The 20,021-nt window shown below is 52.0% G+C and carries 21 protein-coding genes and 1 tRNA gene; 7 read left to right on the top strand and 15 right to left on the bottom strand.

Annotation, left to right across the window (positions count from 1 at the left end; translation table 11 throughout):
• Nucleotides 1-10 precede the first annotated feature (10 nt).
• The 8 genes from ACWIZX_RS03060 to ACWIZX_RS03025 form a co-directional block, all read right to left on the bottom strand.
• Nucleotides 11-556: a zinc ribbon domain-containing protein gene (locus ACWIZX_RS03060; RefSeq protein WP_448334772.1), complete on the bottom strand. Its 546-nt coding sequence runs from the start codon at nucleotides 554-556 to the stop codon at nucleotides 11-13.
• A 26-nt stretch (nucleotides 557-582) separates the two neighbouring features.
• Entirely contained in the window at nucleotides 583-1,149 is a 567-nt protein-coding gene (locus ACWIZX_RS03055; protein ID WP_322792491.1) for a TlpA family protein disulfide reductase, read from the bottom strand.
• 39 nt (nucleotides 1,150-1,188) lie between these two features.
• Nucleotides 1,189-1,713: a cytochrome c-type biogenesis protein gene (locus ACWIZX_RS03050; protein ID WP_322792490.1), complete on the bottom strand. Its 525-nt coding sequence runs from the start codon at nucleotides 1,711-1,713 to the stop codon at nucleotides 1,189-1,191.
• Nucleotides 1,714-1,718: 5 nt separating this feature from the next.
• Nucleotides 1,719-3,785, bottom strand: coding sequence for a heme lyase CcmF/NrfE family subunit (locus tag ACWIZX_RS03045; RefSeq protein ID WP_448334771.1), 2,067 nt, complete (start codon nucleotides 3,783-3,785; stop codon nucleotides 1,719-1,721).
• 94 nt (nucleotides 3,786-3,879) lie between these two features.
• Nucleotides 3,880-4,398, bottom strand: coding sequence for a cytochrome c maturation protein CcmE (locus ACWIZX_RS03040; RefSeq protein ID WP_448334770.1), 519 nt, complete (start codon nucleotides 4,396-4,398; stop codon nucleotides 3,880-3,882).
• 213 nt (nucleotides 4,399-4,611) lie between these two features.
• Nucleotides 4,612-5,307: a 5'-methylthioadenosine/S-adenosylhomocysteine nucleosidase family protein gene (locus ACWIZX_RS03035; protein WP_448334769.1), complete on the bottom strand. Its 696-nt coding sequence runs from the start codon at nucleotides 5,305-5,307 to the stop codon at nucleotides 4,612-4,614.
• Between the two features lie 2 nt (nucleotides 5,308-5,309).
• Nucleotides 5,310-6,551, bottom strand: coding sequence for an MGDG synthase family glycosyltransferase (locus ACWIZX_RS03030; protein WP_448334768.1), 1,242 nt, complete (start codon nucleotides 6,549-6,551; stop codon nucleotides 5,310-5,312).
• Entirely contained in the window at nucleotides 6,548-7,069 is a 522-nt protein-coding gene (locus ACWIZX_RS03025; RefSeq protein WP_448334767.1) for a CinA family protein, read from the bottom strand. The genes ACWIZX_RS03030 and ACWIZX_RS03025 overlap by 4 nt, the downstream gene beginning before the upstream one ends.
• A gap of 68 nt (nucleotides 7,070-7,137) precedes the next feature.
• Between ACWIZX_RS03025 and ACWIZX_RS03020 the strand changes: the two genes are divergently transcribed.
• Complete coding sequence (locus ACWIZX_RS03020) at nucleotides 7,138-8,466, top strand: glycoside hydrolase family 1 protein (RefSeq protein WP_448334766.1); 1,329 nt, start codon at nucleotides 7,138-7,140, stop codon at nucleotides 8,464-8,466.
• 68 nt (nucleotides 8,467-8,534) lie between these two features.
• Here the strand turns inward: ACWIZX_RS03020 and ACWIZX_RS03015 are convergent, their stop codons facing one another.
• The 3 genes from ACWIZX_RS03015 to ACWIZX_RS03005 form a co-directional block, all read right to left on the bottom strand.
• Entirely contained in the window at nucleotides 8,535-9,263 is a 729-nt protein-coding gene (locus tag ACWIZX_RS03015) for a hypothetical protein (protein ID WP_448334765.1), read from the bottom strand.
• Between the two features lies 1 nt (nucleotide 9,264).
• Nucleotides 9,265-10,371 (bottom strand): CHAP domain-containing protein, encoded by a 1,107-nt coding sequence (locus ACWIZX_RS03010; protein ID WP_448334764.1) that lies wholly within the window; start codon nucleotides 10,369-10,371, stop codon nucleotides 9,265-9,267.
• Between the two features lie 86 nt (nucleotides 10,372-10,457).
• Nucleotides 10,458-10,658, bottom strand: coding sequence for a response regulator transcription factor (locus ACWIZX_RS03005; RefSeq protein ID WP_448334788.1), 201 nt, complete (start codon nucleotides 10,656-10,658; stop codon nucleotides 10,458-10,460).
• Between the two features lie 342 nt (nucleotides 10,659-11,000).
• Between ACWIZX_RS03005 and ACWIZX_RS03000 the strand changes: the two genes are divergently transcribed.
• Entirely contained in the window at nucleotides 11,001-11,777 is a 777-nt protein-coding gene (locus tag ACWIZX_RS03000) for a hypothetical protein (protein ID WP_322792482.1), read from the top strand.
• Between the two features lie 63 nt (nucleotides 11,778-11,840).
• On the opposite strand, the gene ACWIZX_RS02995 is transcribed toward ACWIZX_RS03000, so the two are convergent.
• Both ACWIZX_RS02995 and ACWIZX_RS02990 read right to left on the bottom strand, forming a co-directional pair.
• The gene (locus tag ACWIZX_RS02995; protein ID WP_322792481.1) at nucleotides 11,841-13,199 is read right to left on the bottom strand and encodes a sensor histidine kinase; all 1,359 of its coding nucleotides are present in this window, start codon (nucleotides 13,197-13,199) and stop codon (nucleotides 11,841-11,843) included.
• A 3-nt stretch (nucleotides 13,200-13,202) separates the two neighbouring features.
• A complete protein-coding gene (locus ACWIZX_RS02990; RefSeq protein WP_322792480.1) occupies nucleotides 13,203-13,880 on the bottom strand; it encodes a response regulator transcription factor in 678 nt (225 codons plus the stop codon).
• Nucleotides 13,881-14,044: 164 nt separating this feature from the next.
• Here ACWIZX_RS02990 and ACWIZX_RS02985 point away from each other — a divergent pair, with 164 nt between their 5' ends.
• The 5 genes from ACWIZX_RS02985 (at nucleotide 14,045) to ACWIZX_RS02965 (ending at nucleotide 18,641) form a co-directional block, all read left to right on the top strand.
• Nucleotides 14,045-15,181, top strand: coding sequence for a ribonuclease D (locus tag ACWIZX_RS02985; RefSeq protein ID WP_322792479.1), 1,137 nt, complete (start codon nucleotides 14,045-14,047; stop codon nucleotides 15,179-15,181).
• 3 nt (nucleotides 15,182-15,184) lie between these two features.
• A complete protein-coding gene (locus tag ACWIZX_RS02980) occupies nucleotides 15,185-16,579 on the top strand; it encodes an MBL fold metallo-hydrolase RNA specificity domain-containing protein (RefSeq protein WP_448334763.1) in 1,395 nt (464 codons plus the stop codon).
• Between the two features lie 53 nt (nucleotides 16,580-16,632).
• Nucleotides 16,633-16,723, top strand: a tRNA-Ser gene (locus ACWIZX_RS02975).
• 173 nt (nucleotides 16,724-16,896) lie between these two features.
• Complete coding sequence (locus ACWIZX_RS02970) at nucleotides 16,897-17,679, top strand: polysaccharide deacetylase family protein (protein ID WP_448334762.1); 783 nt, start codon at nucleotides 16,897-16,899, stop codon at nucleotides 17,677-17,679.
• Between the two features lie 83 nt (nucleotides 17,680-17,762).
• The gene (locus ACWIZX_RS02965; RefSeq protein WP_448334761.1) at nucleotides 17,763-18,641 is read left to right on the top strand and encodes a hypothetical protein; all 879 of its coding nucleotides are present in this window, start codon (nucleotides 17,763-17,765) and stop codon (nucleotides 18,639-18,641) included.
• Between the two features lie 86 nt (nucleotides 18,642-18,727).
• Here ACWIZX_RS02965 and ACWIZX_RS02960 read toward each other — a convergent pair whose 3' ends face one another.
• Both ACWIZX_RS02960 and ACWIZX_RS02955 read right to left on the bottom strand, forming a co-directional pair.
• On the bottom strand, nucleotides 18,728-19,657 hold the full coding sequence (locus ACWIZX_RS02960; RefSeq protein WP_448334760.1) for a TIGR03560 family F420-dependent LLM class oxidoreductase: 930 nt from the start codon (nucleotides 19,655-19,657) through the stop codon (nucleotides 18,728-18,730).
• A 126-nt stretch (nucleotides 19,658-19,783) separates the two neighbouring features.
• The coding region (locus tag ACWIZX_RS02955) for a hypothetical protein (protein ID WP_448334759.1) at nucleotides 19,784-20,021 on the bottom strand (238 nt) is incomplete at its 5' end.

Below are 20,021 nucleotides of genomic sequence, written 5' to 3'. Positions count from 1 at the left end.
GTCATCCATTCTAAAGTGATTTTTCAACGGGATTCCCGCATTTGGAGCAAAAGCGGTCATTTTGGGTAACTGGATTTCCACACTGAGGACAAAAACCGGCCGGACGAGTCTGCTGCTGCCGCTTGCGTTCCAGAATGGCCAGTTCAACCTCATCCAGCTCAGCCAGGGCAGCCGGGCGGCTGGCCGCATCTGCCCGGCGTGCGGCAACGGCTGCCTCAATCCGTTCTTCGGCTGATTTTTGCCTGCCATTGCCCGGTTGAAGCGCATCCAGTTGGCGAAGGATGTCTGCCCCGTGTTTCAATAAAGCCGCCCGTTCGTGCGGGTAATCTTCAGCGGGGATCTTTCCAAGGGCGTAATCAAATTCCAGTTCCTGCAAGGCAGAAAGGACACGTTCCTGCTCGGCAAGCAGTGCAGACCTCAAATGATCTTTTTCCTGAGAGGTTTTACGCTCCTGGATCAATTTTTCGGTTTCTTTAATTCGCAGAAAAGGCTGTGTCAAAATCATCCCTACCAGTAATGCCAGCGCAAGGATTAGCAGAACGGAGCCTAAATCCATGAAATTGATTCTCCTCGCATCAAAGTTTAAGGTAGCAGCGGGTCAACTGCGCCCCGAATTTCGGTAACAGACAGGAACGGCCCTTTTTTGACGAACGCCAATCTTCCCTCACGGTCAATGATGTAGGTTTCAGGTACACCCTGAATACGGAACATCTGCGAAATGCGCGTGCGCAAATCGGGGCCGTTGGGGTAAGTCAGTCCAAATTGCTGAATGAAGGCCTTGGCTTCCGGTTCCGTATCCACGTAATCCACACCCAAAAAAACCACATCACCGCGCGGCTTGTAGAATTGCCAGGCTTCTTCCAGTTCAAAGGCTTCCTGCTCGCAGGGTTTACACCACGAAGCCCAAAAGTTTACCACAATCACTTTACCCTGCATTTGCTGGGTGTTATATACTTCCCCGTCAAAGGTTTTAAGTTCAAAATAGGGCACCTTCTGGCCGATGACAATTGGGCCTTCCTGAGTTCGGCGCAAACCCAAACCAATCAGCACCAGAAAACCGATCAGCGCTGCGAACACCAGACCGACCACCCAACGCGGCAAGGTCTGGCGATTCGTTCTTTCAGCGTTGTTGATTCGCTCCTCAACCATTCAATCTTCTCCTCGTCCCATCCCATTGAAAGGGAATGCTTATCTGCCTTCGCGCTCCCGACGGCGTAGTTCTTCCTCAATCCGCGCCAGATAAGGGTCTTCCGCTGATTCGGGAGATGTTCCGCTTGCAGCAGAATCGCCGGTCACGGCGGGAGCAGGTTTTTGCATCGAACGGAAAACCCGCACAACGATCCATACCCCGCCTAACAGAAAAAGCGGCGGCAGAACATACACCAGCCAGTTCAAACCCCGCGCAGGGGGAACATCCAGCACACGGTCCCCGTACTGCTCGGCAAAATACTGGCGGATTTCTTCATCCGTCAACCCCTCGGAAAGTTTCAGGCGGATCAACGCGCGCCATTGGGCACAGGCCTGGGTAGGACAGACATCCAGGGGAATGTTTTCACACACCGGGCAGTACATTTGTTTTGCCACGCGGTTAACATCGTCATCCGAAGGGGTGGGCTGCTGAGCGAAAGCCGAATCAACTGCCATTGCCAGCAGAATGCCCGCCAGCACCACCAGTAAAGCCAACCGCTGCAAAAAGCCTGTTTTTCCGTCCATACGCATCAATCTCCGCTCGAACGGCTGGGAATCACCTGACCCCGCCGCACCGCCACCGCCACCGGCTGAGGATCCTTATCCGGCCAGGCTGCTACCAGCATCCCCAAAATAAAGACAAAGCCGCCAATCCACAACCAGTTGATCAGAGGATTGTGATAAACCTTGAAAGTCACACCGGTGGAGGAGATCGGCTCCCAGTCCACCAGCAGCACATACAGGTCATCCTCAATCGTGCTCCTGACCCCGGGAATCGTCATCGGCTGCATGGAGTCAAAGTACAGGTCGCGGCGCGGGTGCAACTCTCCCAGCATACGGCCGTCACGACTGACCAGCACCGTCGCGCGGGCAACATTGCGCCCATCGTTGGCATCAAAGATATCCAGCCGCGTAAAGGTGACTTCATAACGCCCCAGGCGCAGTGAACCGCCCGGCGGAATGGTGCCCTGGGTTTCGGTCTGGAACATTTCAATACCGATGATTCCCAGCGCCATCAACACCACCCCCAGATGGATAATATACCCCCCGTAACGGCGGCGGTTGCGCGCCATCAGGTTGAAAAGCGCCGCCAGTAACCCTTCGCCGGTGCGGCGGCGGCGGGCAGTGACTCCACGGTAGTATTCAAACAAGGTGATAAAAATGACCAGTGCGACCAGCAGAAAACCGAGCAGCGCTCCAACGTTGCGAATTCCGCCGGCAAATACCGCAATGACCACCACCAGAGCCGCCAGAGCCGGCTTCCAGAGCGCCTTGCCCAGTGTTTTCAGCGTGGAATGCCCCCACGCCGAGAGCGGTGCTATCCCCATCAACAGCAAAAGCCCGGCAAACAGCGGCCCGGTGGAGCGTTCGTAAAACGCCGGTCCCACCGTTACTTTTTGTCCGGTGAACAACTCCGAAATGAGCGGGAAGACCGTCCCCCAGAAAACAACCACAAGGATGCCCATGAAAAGCAGATTGTTCAGGAGAAACAGCGCCTCACGGGAAAGCAGGGAGTGCATCGTCCCTTCGGAGCGCAGAATGTCCCAGCGCCACACCAGCAGCCACACAGAAATGATCATGGACAGGGCAATAAAGCCAAAAAACATCGGGCCAATCGCGCTTTGTGCAAAGGAATGAACGCTGGAAAGAACGCCGGAACGTGTCAAAAAGGTGCCAAAGATGACCAAAGCATAGGTGAGAACAATCAGGATCATGTTCCAGCGTTTGAACAAACCGCGTTTTTCCTGAATCATCACCGAGTGCAGGAAGGCGGTTCCGGTCAGCCACGGCATGAACGCGGCATTTTCAACCGGGTCCCACGCCCAGTAACCACCCCAACCCAGCACATCATACGCCCAACGGCTGCCCAAAACCAGACCCAGAGAAAGGAACAGCCAGGCCACCAGCGTCCAGCGGCGGGTGATGCGGATCCAACGGTCATCGGTACGTCCCGTGACCAGCGCCGCCACTGCAAAGGCATACGGAATGACGAAAGAAACAAACCCAAGGTAGAGCATCGGCGGGTGAATGATCATACCCGGATGACGCAGCAACGGGTTAAGCCCACGGCCATCCGCCGGAATCAACGGCGCAGCGCCGGCAGGCGGAAGCATGGCAATCACCTGATTGCCAGCCGCCGTTACCCAGAAACGCACAAACGGATTTTCAAAGAAAAGGATTAACGCCAGGAAAAAGGTTAGGGTGACCAGTCCAACCAGAATCACCCAAGGGAGAAATTCGCGGTCGCGTTCCCACTTGCGCAGGGTAACCGCAGTGGTGAAGGCTGACATCAGCCATGCCCAGAAGACCAGCGAGCCGGACTGTCCACCCCACAGCGCCGTGATCTTGAGGTAAAGCGGCATGGTACTGCTGGTGACATTGTAAACATACTGGACCTGATACTGCCCGGTGACCAGCAGCAAAATGATTGAAAAGGCAACGATACTGATCAATGGAAAGGTGATCTGCATGGCTTTGCGGGCGCTTTCCACCCACGCCAGCGAATTCTTGCGCACTCCGACAATCGAGGCAAAGATACCATACAATGAGGTGATGAAACTCACAACCAGTACACCAAAACCGATATTTGCAAGCATATCCTCTCCTCTACTCCCTTAGGCGTAAACAGCAAAGCGCCGGGGGCATCTCATCCCGGCAGAAAAATCTGGATTGGAGCACACTCCCGCCGAATCAGCCATCCATCGCCTGATCGGGAACGGCTTCCTCATAGCGGGTGGGACATTTAAGTAATAATTCCTCAGCATAAAAAATGCCATCCTGCCCCAATTTTCCCGTCACAATCGCCTGAGCTTCATTGCGCATCAGATCGGGCATGACGCCATTGTAAACCACTTTCAACCGAGGTTGAGCAGGGTCATTGACCGCGGAATGAAGCACCGCCGCAAGCCCGCCCTGCGCTGTGATCTCTTTCTGGTCACCGGGGATATGGGCAATGACAAATTCCAGCCGCAGGGTGCTGGAATCGTATTGAATCGAATCGCCAATCACCGCACCGGAAATGCGCAATTCGCGATCTCCAATTTCGGCCGCTTTTTCTTCCAGTTCTGCTACCGTCATAAAATACTGCGCACTGGCCTGCATTGAAGAAGCAATTAAATAAATAACCGCTGCAACGATCAGCAGTCCGCCAATTAAGAATTTCGTTCGGCTTCCTGAGGATGTGCGCGCGGTGGATTGAGAGTCGTTCATCGGACCTCCTGTAAAGATAAATCACAATGGATGAATCATGCTCCGTTTTCAATTTTCCATGCAAACATTAATCGAAAATGAGAAATACCGAAAAGAGGGATGAGAATGTATAACCTCAGGTGAAAATTGGCACAATCTCATTGGAGGGTATTATAACCTGTTTTATCGGATTTCAGTTTGCGCCAGCACAAACTTGACTTTTTGCTGGTTGATTCATGACAATTGACAACACGACAGCCATGCTGGTAAATGCCGCCAGAGATCATTCATTACTCTTTGGGTCGCCTGAGCAAAGACATCCCAGCGCCCATATGCCTCTCCATCGCTGTTATCCACCAGATCCGTAACCCCCCGCAAGATCAGGCAAGGGGTTTGGTTGCGCTGAGCCACCCAGGCAATGGCACCGCTTTCCCAATCGCCGGCAATGCCATTAAATTGAGCAATCAAACCGGGAATTTGAGATGGGTCGAGGTCACGATCCGCGGAGAGCAGCGCCGCACGGTGTACAGCCTGCGGATAGGGCTGAGTCAGCCAGTCAAGATTCAGCCGGATATGGCAGGCCTCCAGCGCTTCCCAACTGTCCGACATTCTTTCTTCAATATCGTACATCCACGTTTCTTCTGCCAGAACAATCTCACCCCGCTCAATCCTTCCAGAAAAGCCGCCGCAAGTACCTAAATTAATCACCAGTTTGGGCTGCCAGCGTTGAATGGCATACTGGGTAGAAGCCGCCGCTGCGGTTTTCCCCCAACCGCCGTGTAAAATTATCAGCGGCCGGTTTGCAATAACGCCTTCCACGAAAGTCCCCAGCGGGTATGACCTGTGATTCATCCCCCGTAAATGAGGATCGAGGGCTTTCCATTCCTCATTTGCAGATATGATGACCACTCCCCAGATGAATGAATCCATCCTCAATCCTCAGTAAGCGGTTCGTCTTCTTTTGGGAAGATCTGGTTACTGGTCAACAAATCCAGCAGCGACTTCCGGCGGGGGGTTTCCAACCGGCGGGTACCGGTTTGAGCTGCCTGCCAGATCCATTCAGCCGCTTCATAGGCGGCTCTCGGCTTTCCGAGTCGGCGTGCCTGTGCGGCACGCTTTTTCAGTAAGGCCTGTTGGTTAATCCATAAATGCGAAAGCGCCTCTAACATCTCCATGGGGGATTCAACCCGCTCGCCGGCTCCGTTATTGACTACATACTCCATATTGCCGGTTTCCTGCCCGGGCAACACATCCACCAGAATCATCGGCAGTCCGCATGCCAGCGATTCGGTCACAATCAACCCGCCAGCCTTGCAGACGATCAGATCAGAGGCGCGCATGAACGACGGCATTTCACTGGTGTATTCGTACAAATGCACCGGCACATGCCAGATGACCTCGTGCAACTCACGGAAAGTATCCCGATCTTTGCCGCACACTACCACCAGTTGAAGAGGCGCGCCAAAGTGATTGATCACCTGCAAGGCGTCCATCAGTCCACTTACCCGCCGGCTGCCCACCGCCAGAATGGTGAATAGATCGGGCTGCCACCCCAATTGAGTTCTCAACTCCAGAGGGGAGCGTTTCTCCTCCGCAATTTGGGGATGTACCGGTATGCCGGTAATGTGAATTTTCTCTGCAGCCACGCCAGCTTCAATGGCCAGTTCCCGCACTTCCGGTGTGGGCACGAGCAGCATATCCACGTTGGCATGGAACCACAACCGATGCACCGAGACCAGATCGGTCACCACCGTAATCAGCGGGACAAAGGTGCGGAAGATGGAAAATACCGCCGATAGCGGCGCCTGATACAAAGGATACGTGGTTACAATCACATCCGGCTTTTGTCTGCGCACCAAATCACGCAATACTTCAAACAACATCACGGTTAAGGCGCTTTCCAGCAGCAGACTGGTCAGGGTCGTATCCGAGGCATCGTAGCCGAGTTTGTACAGTTCAGGCGCTTTGCGCACCAGCAAATCATAATCCGACTGGCTTTCCCGCAATAAAATGGGTGTCTTTTTATCATCCAGCGGGTTGACAATTTCCACCTGCACCTGCTCGCCGTATTGACGCTGTAATGCCGCTGCCAGCGCGTTCGCCGCGCTGCGATGCCCAAAACCGGCATCGGCCGTCAAAATTAACACTTTTTTCTTATTTGCCTGGCTCATCATTCACCCGACTTTCCCAAAGTCAGTTTTCCTTCAAGGTAGGCATGTAATGCTTCCAACGCACAACGGGCTGAGAAGGCTTTGTTTTCCTCCCGGCTGCCCTGCCCATAGAAAGCGGCTGCCCAATTGCCCTCCACCGCGCTCAGCCCGATCCATACCAGTCCAACCGGCTTGCCCGGCTGGGCACCCCCCGGCCCGGCAATCCCGCTGACGGCAACCCCAACCAGTCTTTCCTCCGCCACCTGATCGGAAAACAGTCGCCGCACGCCTTGCGCCATTTCCAGCACCGTTTCCCGGCTGACCGCGCCGAACTGGATGAGGGTTTCCGGCTTGACCCCCAGCAGCGATTGTTTGGCTTCGTAAGAGTAAGCCGTTATTCCTCCCAGAAAATACTCTGAACTGCCGGGCACATTGGTGATCAAGTGCCCCAATAACCCCCCCGTACAGGATTCTGCCAGCACCAGTTTCTGACCGCGCTGGATGAATAAGCGACCAATACGGTTTTCGAGCGGAGCTTCCATAACTCCGATTATAACCGAGTATAATTGGGCCGGACGCTATCCATGATCCAATGGAGGGAAAACCCATCATGCCGCAGGCCACCTATCATTTTCCAAACGGATTTTTGTGGGGAACGGCCACCTCTTCTCATCAGGTGGAAGGCAACAATACCAACAACAACTGGGCTGCCTGGGAAGCTCAGGAAGGGCGTATCAAATTCGGACATAAAGCCGGTCTGGCGTGTGACTGGTGGGGCGGCCGCTGGAAAGAAGATTTTGACCGCGCCGCCGATACGGGACAAAATGCGCACCGTTTGTCCATCGAGTGGAGCCGTATCCAGCCCAAACCGGATAGCTGGAACGAAGAAGCCCTGAATTATTACCGCGAGATGATTCGCGGTCTTGAACAGCGCAATATGACACCCATGGTCACCCTGCACCACTTCAGTGACCCGCTCTGGCTGATGGACCTGGGCGGATGGGAAAACCCGGATGTGCCAGCGCTGTTTGATAAGTTTGTGGCAAAAGTGGTCGAGGCACTTAAAGAATACGTCAGCCTGTGGGTAACTATCAATGAACCGAATGTATATACCTACGGGGGCTATCTGGGCGGCGGCTTCCCGCCGGGTAAAAATGACTTAAAGTCAGCCTTTGCCGTTTTGAGCAATATGGTGCAGGCACATGCGCTGGCTTACCGCACCATTCACCGCATCCAAAAACATGCCCGCGTCGGCATTGCCCTCAATTACCGCAGTTTTGCCCCAGCCCGCCCAGCCTCGCCCTTTGACCGCTGGATGGCTGGTTTTCTGCATAACAACTTCAACCTCTCCTTCATCCGCGCCATCAGCGAGGGTACGTTTCGCTTTGCCCTGCAAAAGACGACTATTCCCGAAGCCGCCAAAACGCAGGATTTTGTGGGAATCAATTACTACTCGCGCGATTTGGTTGCCTTCAAACCGCTGGCCTTCAACTCACTCTTTCATAAACTTTCCTATCCCAAAAACGCCGACTTGAGCGACACTGGCTTTATTGCCAACATTCCGGAGGGGATGTTTGAAGCGCTCAAATGGGCAAACCGTTTCAAATTGCCCATCATCGTCACCGAAAACGGCGTAGAGGACGCTGACGATCACCTGCGCCCGCGCTATACCATTCAGCACATTCATCAGATGTGGCGGGCGGTCAACTTCAATTACCCGATTAAGGGCTATTTTCACTGGTCGCTGGTAGATAATTTTGAGTGGGAACGCGGCTGGACGCAGCGTTTTGGCCTGTGGGGGCTCGATCCCGAAACCCAGGTGCGCACCCGCCGGCCCAGCGTGGACGTGTATGCCGATATTTGCCAGCGCAACGGGATTGCCTCCGAGATGGTGGAAAAATACGCCCCAGAGGTATTTGCCTCTCTCTTCCCCGCCTGAGCGCTGACCGGGGCGGTCCAAGCGGCCAACGGACAACGGCATCTTACGGCTGGCTGTCCGCCTTACGCTTACGGTGAAGACAATTGGATGCTTTCAACAATTGCATCCGCCAGCTGTTGAATTTCGGGTGAGAGTTCAATCTCCTCATAAGGCCCGGAGCTGAAATCATCCAGACTGATGGTGAAGATCAGATTACCGGCGGGAATTTGATAGGGCAAATCCTCTTTGTAACCGTACAGAACAACTTTATCCTTGCCCTCGTAACGGATCATCCTCTTGCGAATGGTTTGCCCGAGGAATTGAACCGTTCCGCCATCAACGACATCACCCGCCGGTACACCGGTTCTCAGAATATGGGTTTCATCATCGGCAAATTTTGTTCCAATTACCAGCGTCAGGACGCGACGGTCATTGAGGAAAAACAAATTCAAGTAGTGATCGCGAATACAGGCACCCCACTCCACAGGAATCAATACAGAATAGTGATATTGGGGATGAATGTAAAGCCGCCAGCCCTGATACTTTCCTTCTGTTTGTTGGGGCAATGCGTTCACATCAAGAACTTTATAGGACTCACATGCGGGAATTAATGTCGGTGTCCGAGTCGGGCGGGGAGAAGGGATTACTTTGTCCTGGATGGTTGGCGTAAATGTGAGGAACGGTGATGGGGTTGAGGTTGTTTCCGTTTGCGGGGTGGCTGACAGGGTGGAAGTTGATTCTGTGTCAATGGGCTCATTTGGCGTGCAAGCCGCTAAAGCCATTGCCAATATTGTTCCCAATAGAAGCCATCGGTACATTCTATTTACCTCCATTGATACCCGTTGGAACATGCTTTGCCTCAAAGATATACCCGTTTGCGCTGCTGACATTGATCGTCCTCGTTCGGCCGCAATTATTACAATATAACATCTCTGAAATCGTAATGGTACTTCCACCGGTATAGGTTGCCGCAAATGCTACATGTCCATAAGGTGGATATGATGTTTTATTCCACCAGACGATGTTTCGCCAATCTCTACGAGGTTGATATGCTCGACTCCAGTCTGTGTAATCAAGAACTTGGCCCCACCATGTCCATGCGTGTCCTCTAAATGGTACAGAGCCATAGCGGTAATACACCCACCAGACACAATTTCCCTTATTATCACAGCACTCAAATGGATTGCCAGATGAAGAATATCCACAGCATGTTGTGACAAGAGGATTTACTGTGGAAAAACTCTCTGGTGACATGCCTTGAAGTGAACGGGAGACATCTTCTCTCTTGATGGGGTCATCCTTCATAAAATGAAAGGATTTCAAAACCGTTTTATAAAATTCCTCATCGAATATATTCCCCTGATAGGTATGCCATAACCGAAAGATATACTTTTCTCCTGCCCAGAATGTAGTTTGCAACGTGGATTCTTTTAATTGAACCACTTCAATTTCACCAATGGAAGAGCGTGACACCGCATCTCCCAAAGGCTGGCGCGTAATTCCATACCAGATTAACCATTCGTCCAGATTCATCCCCTGCGAATTCCAGATATCAAAATCCAGTAATCCTTGCGAACACCAAGCTGTGTAGCGTCGGATAATTGCCTGTGGTTCGGAATATGGTTGTGGTTGATCGATGGTGATGATGATTTGGCAATCCTTTGGAACTTGAAATTCAATACCATATCTTTGATCTTGAATTACACTCCATTCCTCCTCTATTTCACCATAGGCCATATTCGCAGCTTCTGGCGAAGAATTCCGATTTGAGCAACGATTTGCTTCTATACCATATCCATATAACGATCCCTCATCGTTCTTTTTACTAATTTCTCCATCTTGTAATGGTTTTCCGACTACAACAGAAACGCCTGTTGCAAATACCAGATATACCGTCAGTAGATAATAAATTTGTTTCTTAATCATCTTATCCCTCACAAATCTTTGCTATTCCCATTCCATTTATCTTTATTCTAAAGACCCACGGAAGAGTCAGCAATATAGGGATTTCCCTAAAATTCCTTCCGATTCATCCCAACACAATATACGGCAACGGCTGATGAACGATTGTGTACTCCAAGTTTTCGATACAACCTGGTCAGATATGATTCGACAGTTTTTGGGGAAATTTTCAAATCGAGTGCAATTTGATGATGGGTTTTTCCCTCGCATAACAACTCCATGATTTGCCTCTCCCGGTGAGTTAATTCCATTTTCATCGTGGTCCTCCTGGATTTTTTCGGCTTCCATTCTATTCCATTGATAAGCGGGGTCGGTTGGCAAAATCATTCGCCCAATCAATCTAAACCTCAGAAAGATCAATCTGTATCCAACATCAACCCGAAGAGGGATAATTTAATTATACGAACGGGGTGGCTGCCAAAGAGGCTTCCGCAAGTTTATCGTCCTGTTGAAGCTGGAACTTGAAAAATAATTTGGTGCAACGATTGGGATATATATGAAAATTGCCTATTGACAAAATAGAATATATGTTCTATTATATGAAAAAGCCAGTTGCTTTTTCTCAAATAGCAGATAAAAAGGAGATAACGAAAATGAACCTCTCTTCCCACCCCGACAGTTGGTCTTTGTCGAAATTGTTTTCCGGCGTTCGGCTGCGGCCCGGGCTGCTCTTCGGCTTGATCATTCTTTCCGCTTTAATCGCCTTTGAGATCTTCAACTACTCCACCACCGATTTTGCCTTGCGTGACCTGCTCGGAGATTTACGTTTCGCTGGCATCCGCTGGGCTACCATTCTCTCGATTGCCTTTTGCGGGATTGACTTCGCCGGCATTGCCCGCCTGTTCACCCCCGAACAGGGCCGTGATGAGCCCAAGGAAGTCTGGTACCTGCTGGGCGCCTGGCTGCTGGCAGCTACCATGAATGCCGTGTTAACCTGGTGGGGTGTTTCAATGGCCATTGCCAGCCATCCCGTTTCCAGCACGGCGGTCATTGATCAGGACACCCTGATGAATGTTGTCCCGGTTTTCGTTGCTTTGATGGTCTGGATCATCCGCATTTTGATTATCGGTTCTCTCTCCATCGCCGGTGAGCGAATCTTCTCTACTGCGCCAACGCGTCCAACCTTTGCTGGCTCAAGTCAGCGCACCAGCCGGCCGGCAACCATGCCAACTGCCAGCGCTTCTCCCGCCGGGCTGAACAACGCCAGCCTGTCCAGTCGCCGCACGGTTGTTCCCCGCCCCGGCCTGAGCAGCGAAGGGCTGGCACCCCGTCCGGAACCTACCTACCACAACATGCAGGCACGTTCTTCGCTGCGCGCACCCACTACTTCACAGACGACCAGCTCACGACAAACCAACCTCAAGTTGTGAGCGTACCTTTCCCACAGCGGGCAGGCATGGACGTTCCTCCGCCGTCCACCTGCCCTTTTTTTATTACGCCAGCGGCAGCCAGACGGTAAAACGCGTCCCCTTACCGACCTGCGACTCCACCTCAATCTGCCCCCCATGCCGGTCAACAATCCACTTTGCAATGGACAGCCCCAGCCCAAAACCGCTGCTCTCGGTGCGCTTGCGGGATGGGTCGCCGCGATAAAAGCGGTCGAAGATGTACGGCAGGTCTTCGGGTGGTATGCCCGGCCCGGTGTCTTCCACTTTCAAACAGGCACGCTGTTCTATCTTACCGAGCCACAAGCGCACTTCTCCACCCACCGGAGTGTAATTGACCGCATTGGACACCAGATTGAGAATAACCTGTTTCAGGCGGTCGCGGTCACCGTTGATCAGTACCTGATCAATTTCCTCCAGGCGCAAATTGACCTTGCCGCTCGCCAGCACTTGCATTTGCTGGATGACCTCCAGTAGAATGGTATCCAGCTCGACCGGTTTCAGCTCCAACGGCAGCTGACCCGATTCCGCCTGCGCCAGCAGCAACAAATCCCCCACCAGACGGCTCAGGCGGTCCACTTCTTTCTCAATGCTGCGCAGCGATTCTTCATCCAATTCGTTCGTCAGGCGCATTAACCCCACCTCGCCCTTAATCACCGTCAGCGGGGTGCGCAATTCGTGGCTGACATCCGCTAGAAATCTGCGCTGGGTGGCAAATAATTTTTCCAACCGCTCCAGAGTCTGGTTGAAGGCTCGAATCAGGCGGCTGACCTCATCCTCAGCCGTTGCTGCCACCGGAATGCGCCGTGAAAGGTCATCGGCCTGGGTGATTTGCGTGGCAACCTGGGTCACCGTTTCCAGCTGAGCCAGCGCCTCACCCGTCAACGCCCATGTGGTTACCAGTACCACAATCATCAAGGTAATCGTCAGCGCAATCAACACGGTTGCCAGTGTGTTTTGGGTAATTTCTACCAGCGCCAGGCTCAATCCCACCTGCAGATAGCCCACCGGCCCGCGGTTGGTACGCAGCGGCACCGAAAGCACCCGCACCCGAACACCGTTGATGGATTGAGAACTGAAAAACACCTGCCCCAATCGTACACCGGCCTCATCCAGTGGACTGGTCAGCCCAACCGGACGACTGAACTGCAAGCGCCGTTCGGTATCCCACACTTGAAAGAGTAAATTTTCGGTCGGCTGGTAGGCGGATAACTGGCGAATATCAAACTGATTATTAGCGCTCACCCGCAGCCGTTCGATGATCTGATTGGCAGACTGGCTGAGCCGGCTGTCAATTTGTTCCAGCAGCACCTGACTGACGATTGAAAAAACCAGAAATCCGAATAACAACAAGACTACGCCAACCAGCGCACTGTATGTGATTGAAAGGCGCAGTCGCAGGGACATTCCTTATTCGTCTTCGCGCAGGACATAGCCCACACCGCGCACGGTGTGAATCAGGCGGTTTTCCCCCTCGCTCTCCAGTTTTTGGCGCAGGTAACGAATATACACATCCAGCACATTGCTTTCACCGCCAAAATCATAACCCCATACCCGGTCGAAGATCATTTCACGGGTAAGCACCTGGCGCGGATGGCGCATGAACAGCTCTAACAAGTCATACTCTTTAGCGGTTAGGGAAATTGTACGGCCTTTACGCATTGCCTGTCGGGTAGAGGTATCCAGCACCAGGTCGGCAAAATTGAGCACCGGCACGCGCTCCGGTTGAGTGCGGCGCAGCAAGGCCCGTACGCGCGCCAGCAATTCTTCCAGCTGGAAGGGCTTGACCATGTAATCATCCGCGCCGGCATCCAGTCCCTGCACCCGGTCACTGACCGTATCCTTGGCGGTCAACATGAGAATGGGCACATTCCCACCGGCCCGCAAACGCTGGCATACTTCCAGCCCATCCATGCCGGGCAGCATCCAATCCAATATGACCAGATCGGGGTGCGCATCCCGTGCCAGAGCCAACCCTGTTTCACCGTCAAACGCAGCATCCACCGTATAGCCCTCATAAGCCAGACTGCGCCGCAAGACCCGCACGATTGCTTCATCATCTTCAATGATCAGAATTCGCTCTTTCATAGCCCCTCCTTATGGTTAATATATCCTATCTGCGCCAAAAATTTTTTCATCCTATACCCCACACGGGGGACACTATTGAAGAAATTTTAATCTAAAGCCGCCATTTTTACTCGAAATTTAGTGTACCTATTTTGATAAAACGAAAATCGGCTATAATCCACACCATGACCGATAACGCTTTACCGCCGCCCGTATGGGTGGACCAACCTGAAACCCTCCATCGAATGGTCAACGACCTGCTGAAATTTTCACACGTTGCGGTGGACACCGAATCGAACAGTTTGTTTGCCTATCGTGAGCAGGTCTGTTTGATTCAATTTTCAACCCCCTCCGTAGATTATCTGGTAGACCCGCTGGCTCTTGCCGATCTTTCTGCGCTTGCCCCACTTTTTGCAAGCCGTGAGATTGAAAAAATCTTTCATGCTGCCGAGTATGACCTGATCTGCCTCAAACGTGATTTTAGTTTTGAATTCCACCAGATTTTCGATACGATGCAGGCAGCCCGCATTCTGGGCAGAAAGAAAATCGGCCTGGGGGATATTCTCGAAGAGGAATTTGGCATCAAACTGGAAAAACGTTACCAGCGTGCCAACTGGGGAGAAAGACCTCTATCCCCGGCGATGCTTTCATATGCCCGTTTGGACACCCACTATCTTATCCAGCTGCGTAACCGGCTGGCCGAAGAACTGGAAAAACGCCGCCTGATGCTGCTGGCTCAGGAAGATTTCGACTATCTGGCTCGTAATGCTGCCCCCAATCCCGAACCTCAGCCGCTCAACGCCTGGCGAATTGGCAGCGGTAAAGACCTGACCCCCCAGCAGCACGCCATTTTGCAGGCGCTCATTGAATACCGCGATCAGCAGGCGCGTCTTGCCAATCTGCCACCGTTTAAAATTCTCCCGAACGAAGTGCTGATTCGCCTTTCTGAAACCGCTCCCCAAAGCACAGAAGAGCTGTTTCACTTGCAATTACTTTCTCCTGTTCAGTGGAGACGCCACGCCGCAGGGGTCATTCAGGCAATCCGCAGCGGCCTGCACACCTCCCCTCCGCCGCGCAATTCCAACCACCGCCCTGATGAGCACATTCTGGAACGCATGGAACTCCTCAAAGAATGGCGCAAGAAAACCGCCCGCCAGATGGGCGTTGAATCGGATGTCATCTTGCCGCGCAGTGCGTTGGAGAAAATTGCCTTCGCTTCACCCACCTGCCGTGCCGACCTGGATATCCTGATGAAAGACTTCCCCTGGCGGCGTGAAAAATTTGGCAATCAGATCTGGAAAATTCTTCAAAAAGGGAACTAAACGATGCGCATTCACTTTAATGGCGCCGCCCAAACCGTTACCGGTTCTCAATATCTTCTGGAAGTCAACGGAGATCGGTTGCTGCTGGAATGTGGCTTGTTTCAAGGTCACCGCAAAGACACCTATCAAACCAACCTGCACTTTCCTTTTGAACCCGATTCACTGAATGCGGTGATCCTCTCGCACGCTCACATTGACCACAGCGGAAACCTGCCCAACCTGATCAAGCAGGGTTTTGAGGGCAATATCTATGCCACACCCGCCACGGCTGATCTGGCGGACATCATGCTGCAAGATTCAGGGCATATCCAGCAAGCCGACGCAGAATTTGTTAACCGCAAACGCGCCAAACGCGGCGACCCCCCCATTGAACCGTTGTACAACCAGGCGGATGCCGCAGAGGTCGCCAGCCACTTGAAAGGCATTCCCTACACCCGGGTCTTCGAGCCAATTCGCGGCGTGCAGGCCCGCTTTGAAGATGCCGGCCACATCCTCGGTTCAGCCGCCGTAGTGCTGGACATCGAAGAAAAAGGCCGCCGCTTTCGGTTGTGGTTTTCCGGGGATATTGGCAGAGAACGGCTGCCGTTAATGCACGATCCGGTTCTGCCACAACAAGCCGACCTGCTCATCATGGAGTGTACTTACGGCGATAAACCCCACCGCGACCCCGAAGAAGCCTACATGGAATTGCGCGACACCATCCGCCGCACGGTTGCGCGCAGGGGAAAAATCATCATCCCGGCGTTTGCAGTTGGGCGCACACAGGAGCTGGTGTATTGTTTGAATCGTTTGGTCAGCGAGGGTGAAATTGACCCACTGCCGGTCTATGTGGATAGTCCGCTGGCGGTCAACGCAACCCGCGTGTTCCAAAAACACGCTGATTTGTTCGATGCCGAAACGCAGGAATTTGTGCGGAATGGCACACATCCCGCCTTGAGCTTTCCACAACTGACCTACATCCAATCGGTGGAAGAATCCAAAGCCCTGAACGATCGGCACGAGCCGATGATTATCATTTCCGCCTCCGGCATGGCGGAAAACGGACGGATTTTACACCATTTACGCAACAATCTGCAGAATCCGCGTAACACCGTGTTGATCGTTTCATGGCAGGCGCCCAACACGCTCGGACGCCGGCTGGCGGAGCGCGAACCGGTTGTGCGCATTTTTGGGGAATTGTGCGAACGCCGCGCCGAAGTGGTCACCATTGGCGGTTTTTCGGCGCACGCCGGCCAGGATATGCTGGTCAAGTATGCCCAGGCCAGCCAGTCTTCCATCCAGAAATTGTTTCTGGTACACGGTGAAGCCAACGCTGCAGGTGCACTCATCGAAAAATTAAATCAAGCCGGCTTTCGGGACATCCGCTACCCTGCGCGAGGCAGCTTTTTTGACTGGTAAAACCAGCCAGCCATACAAAAAATTGAGCAGTTCTGCTATAATACCACCACCCCGGAGAGGTGCCAGAGCGGCCGATTGGGGCGGTCTCGAAAACCGTTGTGGAGGCTTCCTCCACCGTGGGTTCGAATCCCACCCTCTCCGCCAAGAAAAAAAAATTCCAAACCGCTTGTAAAAATCGAAAAAAGCGTGGGAAGCTTTTATCATTTATAATAGATTGCTTCAATTTCTATCCTTGTATCCAATAATTAAGGCTATAATATCAAAATATAGGTTGTTCAAGCTCTCATGGCGCAAGTAGATCTTTAAGGGGAAATTACTTGGAGAGTGTTTCTCGCCGCGATTTTTTGAAATTAATGCTATGTCTTGTCTGTTACCCTGCTATCAGACCATTTGTGGAGTCTGCTTGTTATCCCCCTATTCACTGGAACGGCAACCGTAAAATATCTGCTATCGCTGTCACATTTGATGACTGTCTAAATTATGACCAACTGAAAGAACTGGAAAGTGTTCTTGACTCAAATCCAGACCTTCAAGTTACATTTTTTCCAACCGGTTCTGGTTTACTAAGCACTTCTTCAAAGGAATCTGAAATTTGGAAGAGACTTTTTAGCAAAGGTCATGAAATCGGTTATCACAGCTATTCCCATTCTCAACCCTCATCGCTTTCATATGATAATACCTTGCATGAATTTTATGAGTGGAGAAGGGCGTTAACAAAAATCCTTGGGGAAGAAACAGTAATTAAGTATGCTCGCCCACCTTTTGGGGATATAAGTTGGAATTTTTTAAGACTATGCTGCAACCAAAATTTATCTGTAGTGATGTGGTCACAAAATTGGAGCCTTGTCCACAAAAATAACTTCCTTGAGCTTAAGAGCACTCAAAATGGGGATATTGTGTTATTCCATATACGTAAACAAGATATCCAAAATTTCAAAGATTGCGTTCCTCGGGTTCGAGATTTGGGCTTTAGAATGGTGAACCTAACCTCCCTGTTTGAAGAGAAAAATACTACAGCCAATCCACATAATAAGAAAAATAATTCACCAGAATTAATTTGTTATACTACTAATTCAGGCAACTCGAACTGTATTCGTTAGAAACAATTACGCAACTCTTTTTTTCAGTAAATTTGAGGCAGAAGTATCCACAGTTCTTTAGCATTTGATCGGTGTTTGTTTCCATGAAAACCTGCCTTTTCCTCTCCCTGGTTCTGATCGGCGCACTCACGATCGGTTGTGTAAGCTTGTTGAGTAAAGCTACTCCCCTTCCCATGCCCACCGATCTCAACGCTGCCCCCCTGCCCGAAGATTCAACCATCGGCGGGCTGGATGGAGTATTCATCTCGCGTAATTCCGAAGCCGGATATCAGGGCAGTAGCTGTTTCCAAATGTTTCGATTTTATCCCGATGGCCTCGTCTTGTTTGCCTACCGCGCTTGCGTGGATAAACCACCAACTCGAGATGATACACCTGACATTCACGGTTGGTTCAACCGCGAGAATCCAGACATGTGGCGCGGGGATTACAGCGTCAATCAAAACCGGCTCTTTCTGCGCATCACAGGGTATGACCCAATCCACGAAATCACATTTTTGCGCTACTTTCGCGGCAGTTTTTGCGGAGAGCAAATGGTCTTACAGGAACCAGCCGTCAGATTTTATTCTGGCGTGGCTTCTCCACTCACACAGCCGGTTCAGGAATTCTTAGCCCTTTCTTCCGTTACAAGCAGCATTGCCGATCAAAGTCTGCCACCAGCCAGTAAAAAAGGCCGCAACGAAGAATGCCAGTTTATCGGCTTCAGATTCATCTCGCGACCGACTACTACCACGAAAAACGGGCAGTCCAGACTGGAAATCCAGACCAACCCCAACCAGACCTGTATACTGACCTATATCTCGCCGGCTGGCATTACTCTTCTGACTGCAGAAGAGGGAACAATCCGTGCAGACAACGAAGGGATCTGCCGCTGGTTGTTTGATATTGGCAGCGAGGCCGGCACCGGTACACTCATTGTCCAAATTGGGGATATTACCCAGTCGCTCTCCATTGATATTCGTTGAGCCTCTAAAACCGCCGCCATTCTCAATTTCTCCAGTAAAATTAAACCGGTAACAAACGGGTAGAGAGGCCTGGTGGATTTTGTCAATTAGAGCTTCGCCAATACACGGCTTGCCAGCGCTTCCAGGCCATTCAGGTCATCCAGATTCAGCCATTGCAGAATCAAACGCTGAACGCCTGCTTCACCCAGAGCGTGGATTTGTTCCAAAACCTCATCGGCAGTACCCACAACCAGCCCCCGGGCACGTAAATCCTCGCTTTTCCAACCCCCGCCCCCGTAGGCTTGCATATTTTCTTCCAAAGCCGCCTGATTTTTACCAAATACCAGCCCGGTCATCATTGAACGCTCCACCTCTGCAGGCTGGCGTCCTGCCTGCAGAATAAGCTCATCTAAATAGCGGTTCAATTCGGAGAAGTCGGACGGTGTGAGGAAAATCGCATTCCATTCATCGGCATATCTGGCTGCCAGGGGCAGAGTGCGCTTTCTGCCATTGCCGCCAATCAAAATGGGCAAGTCCGCACCCCGCTGCGGGGTAGGCAGCACCTGAGCCTCCTTAAGATGATAGTACTTTCCGGCAAAGTTGACCGGCTGGCTTGCCCCCAGTAATTGCCTGAGCACCCGTACCCCTTCTTCAAATCGTTCAAAGCGCTCACGGGGCAGCAACAAGTCAAAGCCAAACAAATCGTGTTCGCGTTCCTGCCAGCCAGCCCCCACCCCCAGGGTCAATCGTCCACCGGAAAGGTCGTCCACGGCAGCTGCCATGCGTGCTGTCAGCGCCGGATGACGGAATGAAAACGGCGTTACCAGCGGCCCAAAACGGATACGGCGGGTATGGTCCGCCAGCCAGGTGAGCGAAACCCATAATTCGAGCGAGTCCTTATCCGGCGGGCGGGCGTTGGTAAAGTGATCCGAACGATATAGCCCGGCGAAACCCAGTTCCTCCACAGCCGTAACAATCCCCTGCCAGCGCGGCCAGTTCAAACCATTTTGACCCTCAATCATGATGGCTAATTCCATTGGCAACCCTCCCGCTTAATCTACACCCATTCTACCAGACAGCCACCCTGCAAACATCCAGCGCCGTCATCAAATTCATAACGGCGCTGGAGATTCGGATATTCAGTTATAAAACAGGACGTAACCCTACTGCGCAGATTCCACCGGCTTGGGAGCCAGATCACGGATGATGACGTTGATTACTGGGGTATTATCCACCAGGCGGGCTTGGAAGATGACTTTTTTGCAGCCAGGAATTTCTGTCGGACCCACCGTCATGGTTTCAACATATTGCTCCAACTCAACCGAAAAAACCTTGATGAGGTAAGTTCCCCGTGGAAGCTCTCCGGTGAAGCTTTCCTTGTACTTCAAATCAATTTTATCC

This window comes from Bellilinea sp., assembly GCF_053501535.1.
Note: the sequence above shows the minus strand (reverse complement) of the source record. Positions and strands in the feature narration are given on the sequence as shown.

What these genes read in the sequence shown, in the direction of transcription:
- ACWIZX_RS03040 (WP_448334770.1), bottom strand. Translation starts at nt 4,398, where the DNA reads ATGAACGACTCTCAATCCACCGCGCGCACATCCTCAGGAAGCCGAACG.
- ACWIZX_RS02960 (WP_448334760.1), bottom strand. Translation starts at nt 19,657, where the DNA reads ATGGAATTAGCCATCATGATTGAGGGTCAAAATGGTTTGAACTGGCCG.
- ACWIZX_RS03035 (WP_448334769.1), bottom strand. Translation starts at nt 5,307, where the DNA reads ATGGATTCATTCATCTGGGGAGTGGTCATCATATCTGCAAATGAGGAA.
- ACWIZX_RS02965 (WP_448334761.1), top strand. Translation starts at nt 17,763, where the DNA reads ATGAAAACCTGCCTTTTCCTCTCCCTGGTTCTGATCGGCGCACTCACG.
- ACWIZX_RS03005 (WP_448334788.1), bottom strand. Translation starts at nt 10,658, where the DNA reads ATGGAATTAACTCACCGGGAGAGGCAAATCATGGAGTTGTTATGCGAG.
- ACWIZX_RS03015 (WP_448334765.1), bottom strand. Translation starts at nt 9,263, where the DNA reads ATGTACCGATGGCTTCTATTGGGAACAATATTGGCAATGGCTTTAGCG.
- ACWIZX_RS03000 (WP_322792482.1), top strand. Translation starts at nt 11,001, where the DNA reads ATGAACCTCTCTTCCCACCCCGACAGTTGGTCTTTGTCGAAATTGTTT.
- ACWIZX_RS02980 (WP_448334763.1), top strand. Translation starts at nt 15,185, where the DNA reads ATGCGCATTCACTTTAATGGCGCCGCCCAAACCGTTACCGGTTCTCAA.
- ACWIZX_RS03045 (WP_448334771.1), bottom strand. Translation starts at nt 3,785, where the DNA reads ATGCTTGCAAATATCGGTTTTGGTGTACTGGTTGTGAGTTTCATCACC.
- ACWIZX_RS03055 (WP_322792491.1), bottom strand. Translation starts at nt 1,149, where the DNA reads ATGGTTGAGGAGCGAATCAACAACGCTGAAAGAACGAATCGCCAGACC.
- ACWIZX_RS03050 (WP_322792490.1), bottom strand. Translation starts at nt 1,713, where the DNA reads ATGGACGGAAAAACAGGCTTTTTGCAGCGGTTGGCTTTACTGGTGGTG.
- ACWIZX_RS02995 (WP_322792481.1), bottom strand. Translation starts at nt 13,199, where the DNA reads ATGTCCCTGCGACTGCGCCTTTCAATCACATACAGTGCGCTGGTTGGC.
- ACWIZX_RS03010 (WP_448334764.1), bottom strand. Translation starts at nt 10,371, where the DNA reads ATGATTAAGAAACAAATTTATTATCTACTGACGGTATATCTGGTATTT.
- ACWIZX_RS03060 (WP_448334772.1), bottom strand. Translation starts at nt 556, where the DNA reads ATGGATTTAGGCTCCGTTCTGCTAATCCTTGCGCTGGCATTACTGGTA.
- ACWIZX_RS03025 (WP_448334767.1), bottom strand. Translation starts at nt 7,069, where the DNA reads ATGGAAGCTCCGCTCGAAAACCGTATTGGTCGCTTATTCATCCAGCGC.
- ACWIZX_RS02990 (WP_322792480.1), bottom strand. Translation starts at nt 13,880, where the DNA reads ATGAAAGAGCGAATTCTGATCATTGAAGATGATGAAGCAATCGTGCGG.
- ACWIZX_RS03020 (WP_448334766.1), top strand. Translation starts at nt 7,138, where the DNA reads ATGCCGCAGGCCACCTATCATTTTCCAAACGGATTTTTGTGGGGAACG.
- ACWIZX_RS02985 (WP_322792479.1), top strand. Translation starts at nt 14,045, where the DNA reads ATGACCGATAACGCTTTACCGCCGCCCGTATGGGTGGACCAACCTGAA.
- ACWIZX_RS03030 (WP_448334768.1), bottom strand. Translation starts at nt 6,551, where the DNA reads ATGATGAGCCAGGCAAATAAGAAAAAAGTGTTAATTTTGACGGCCGAT.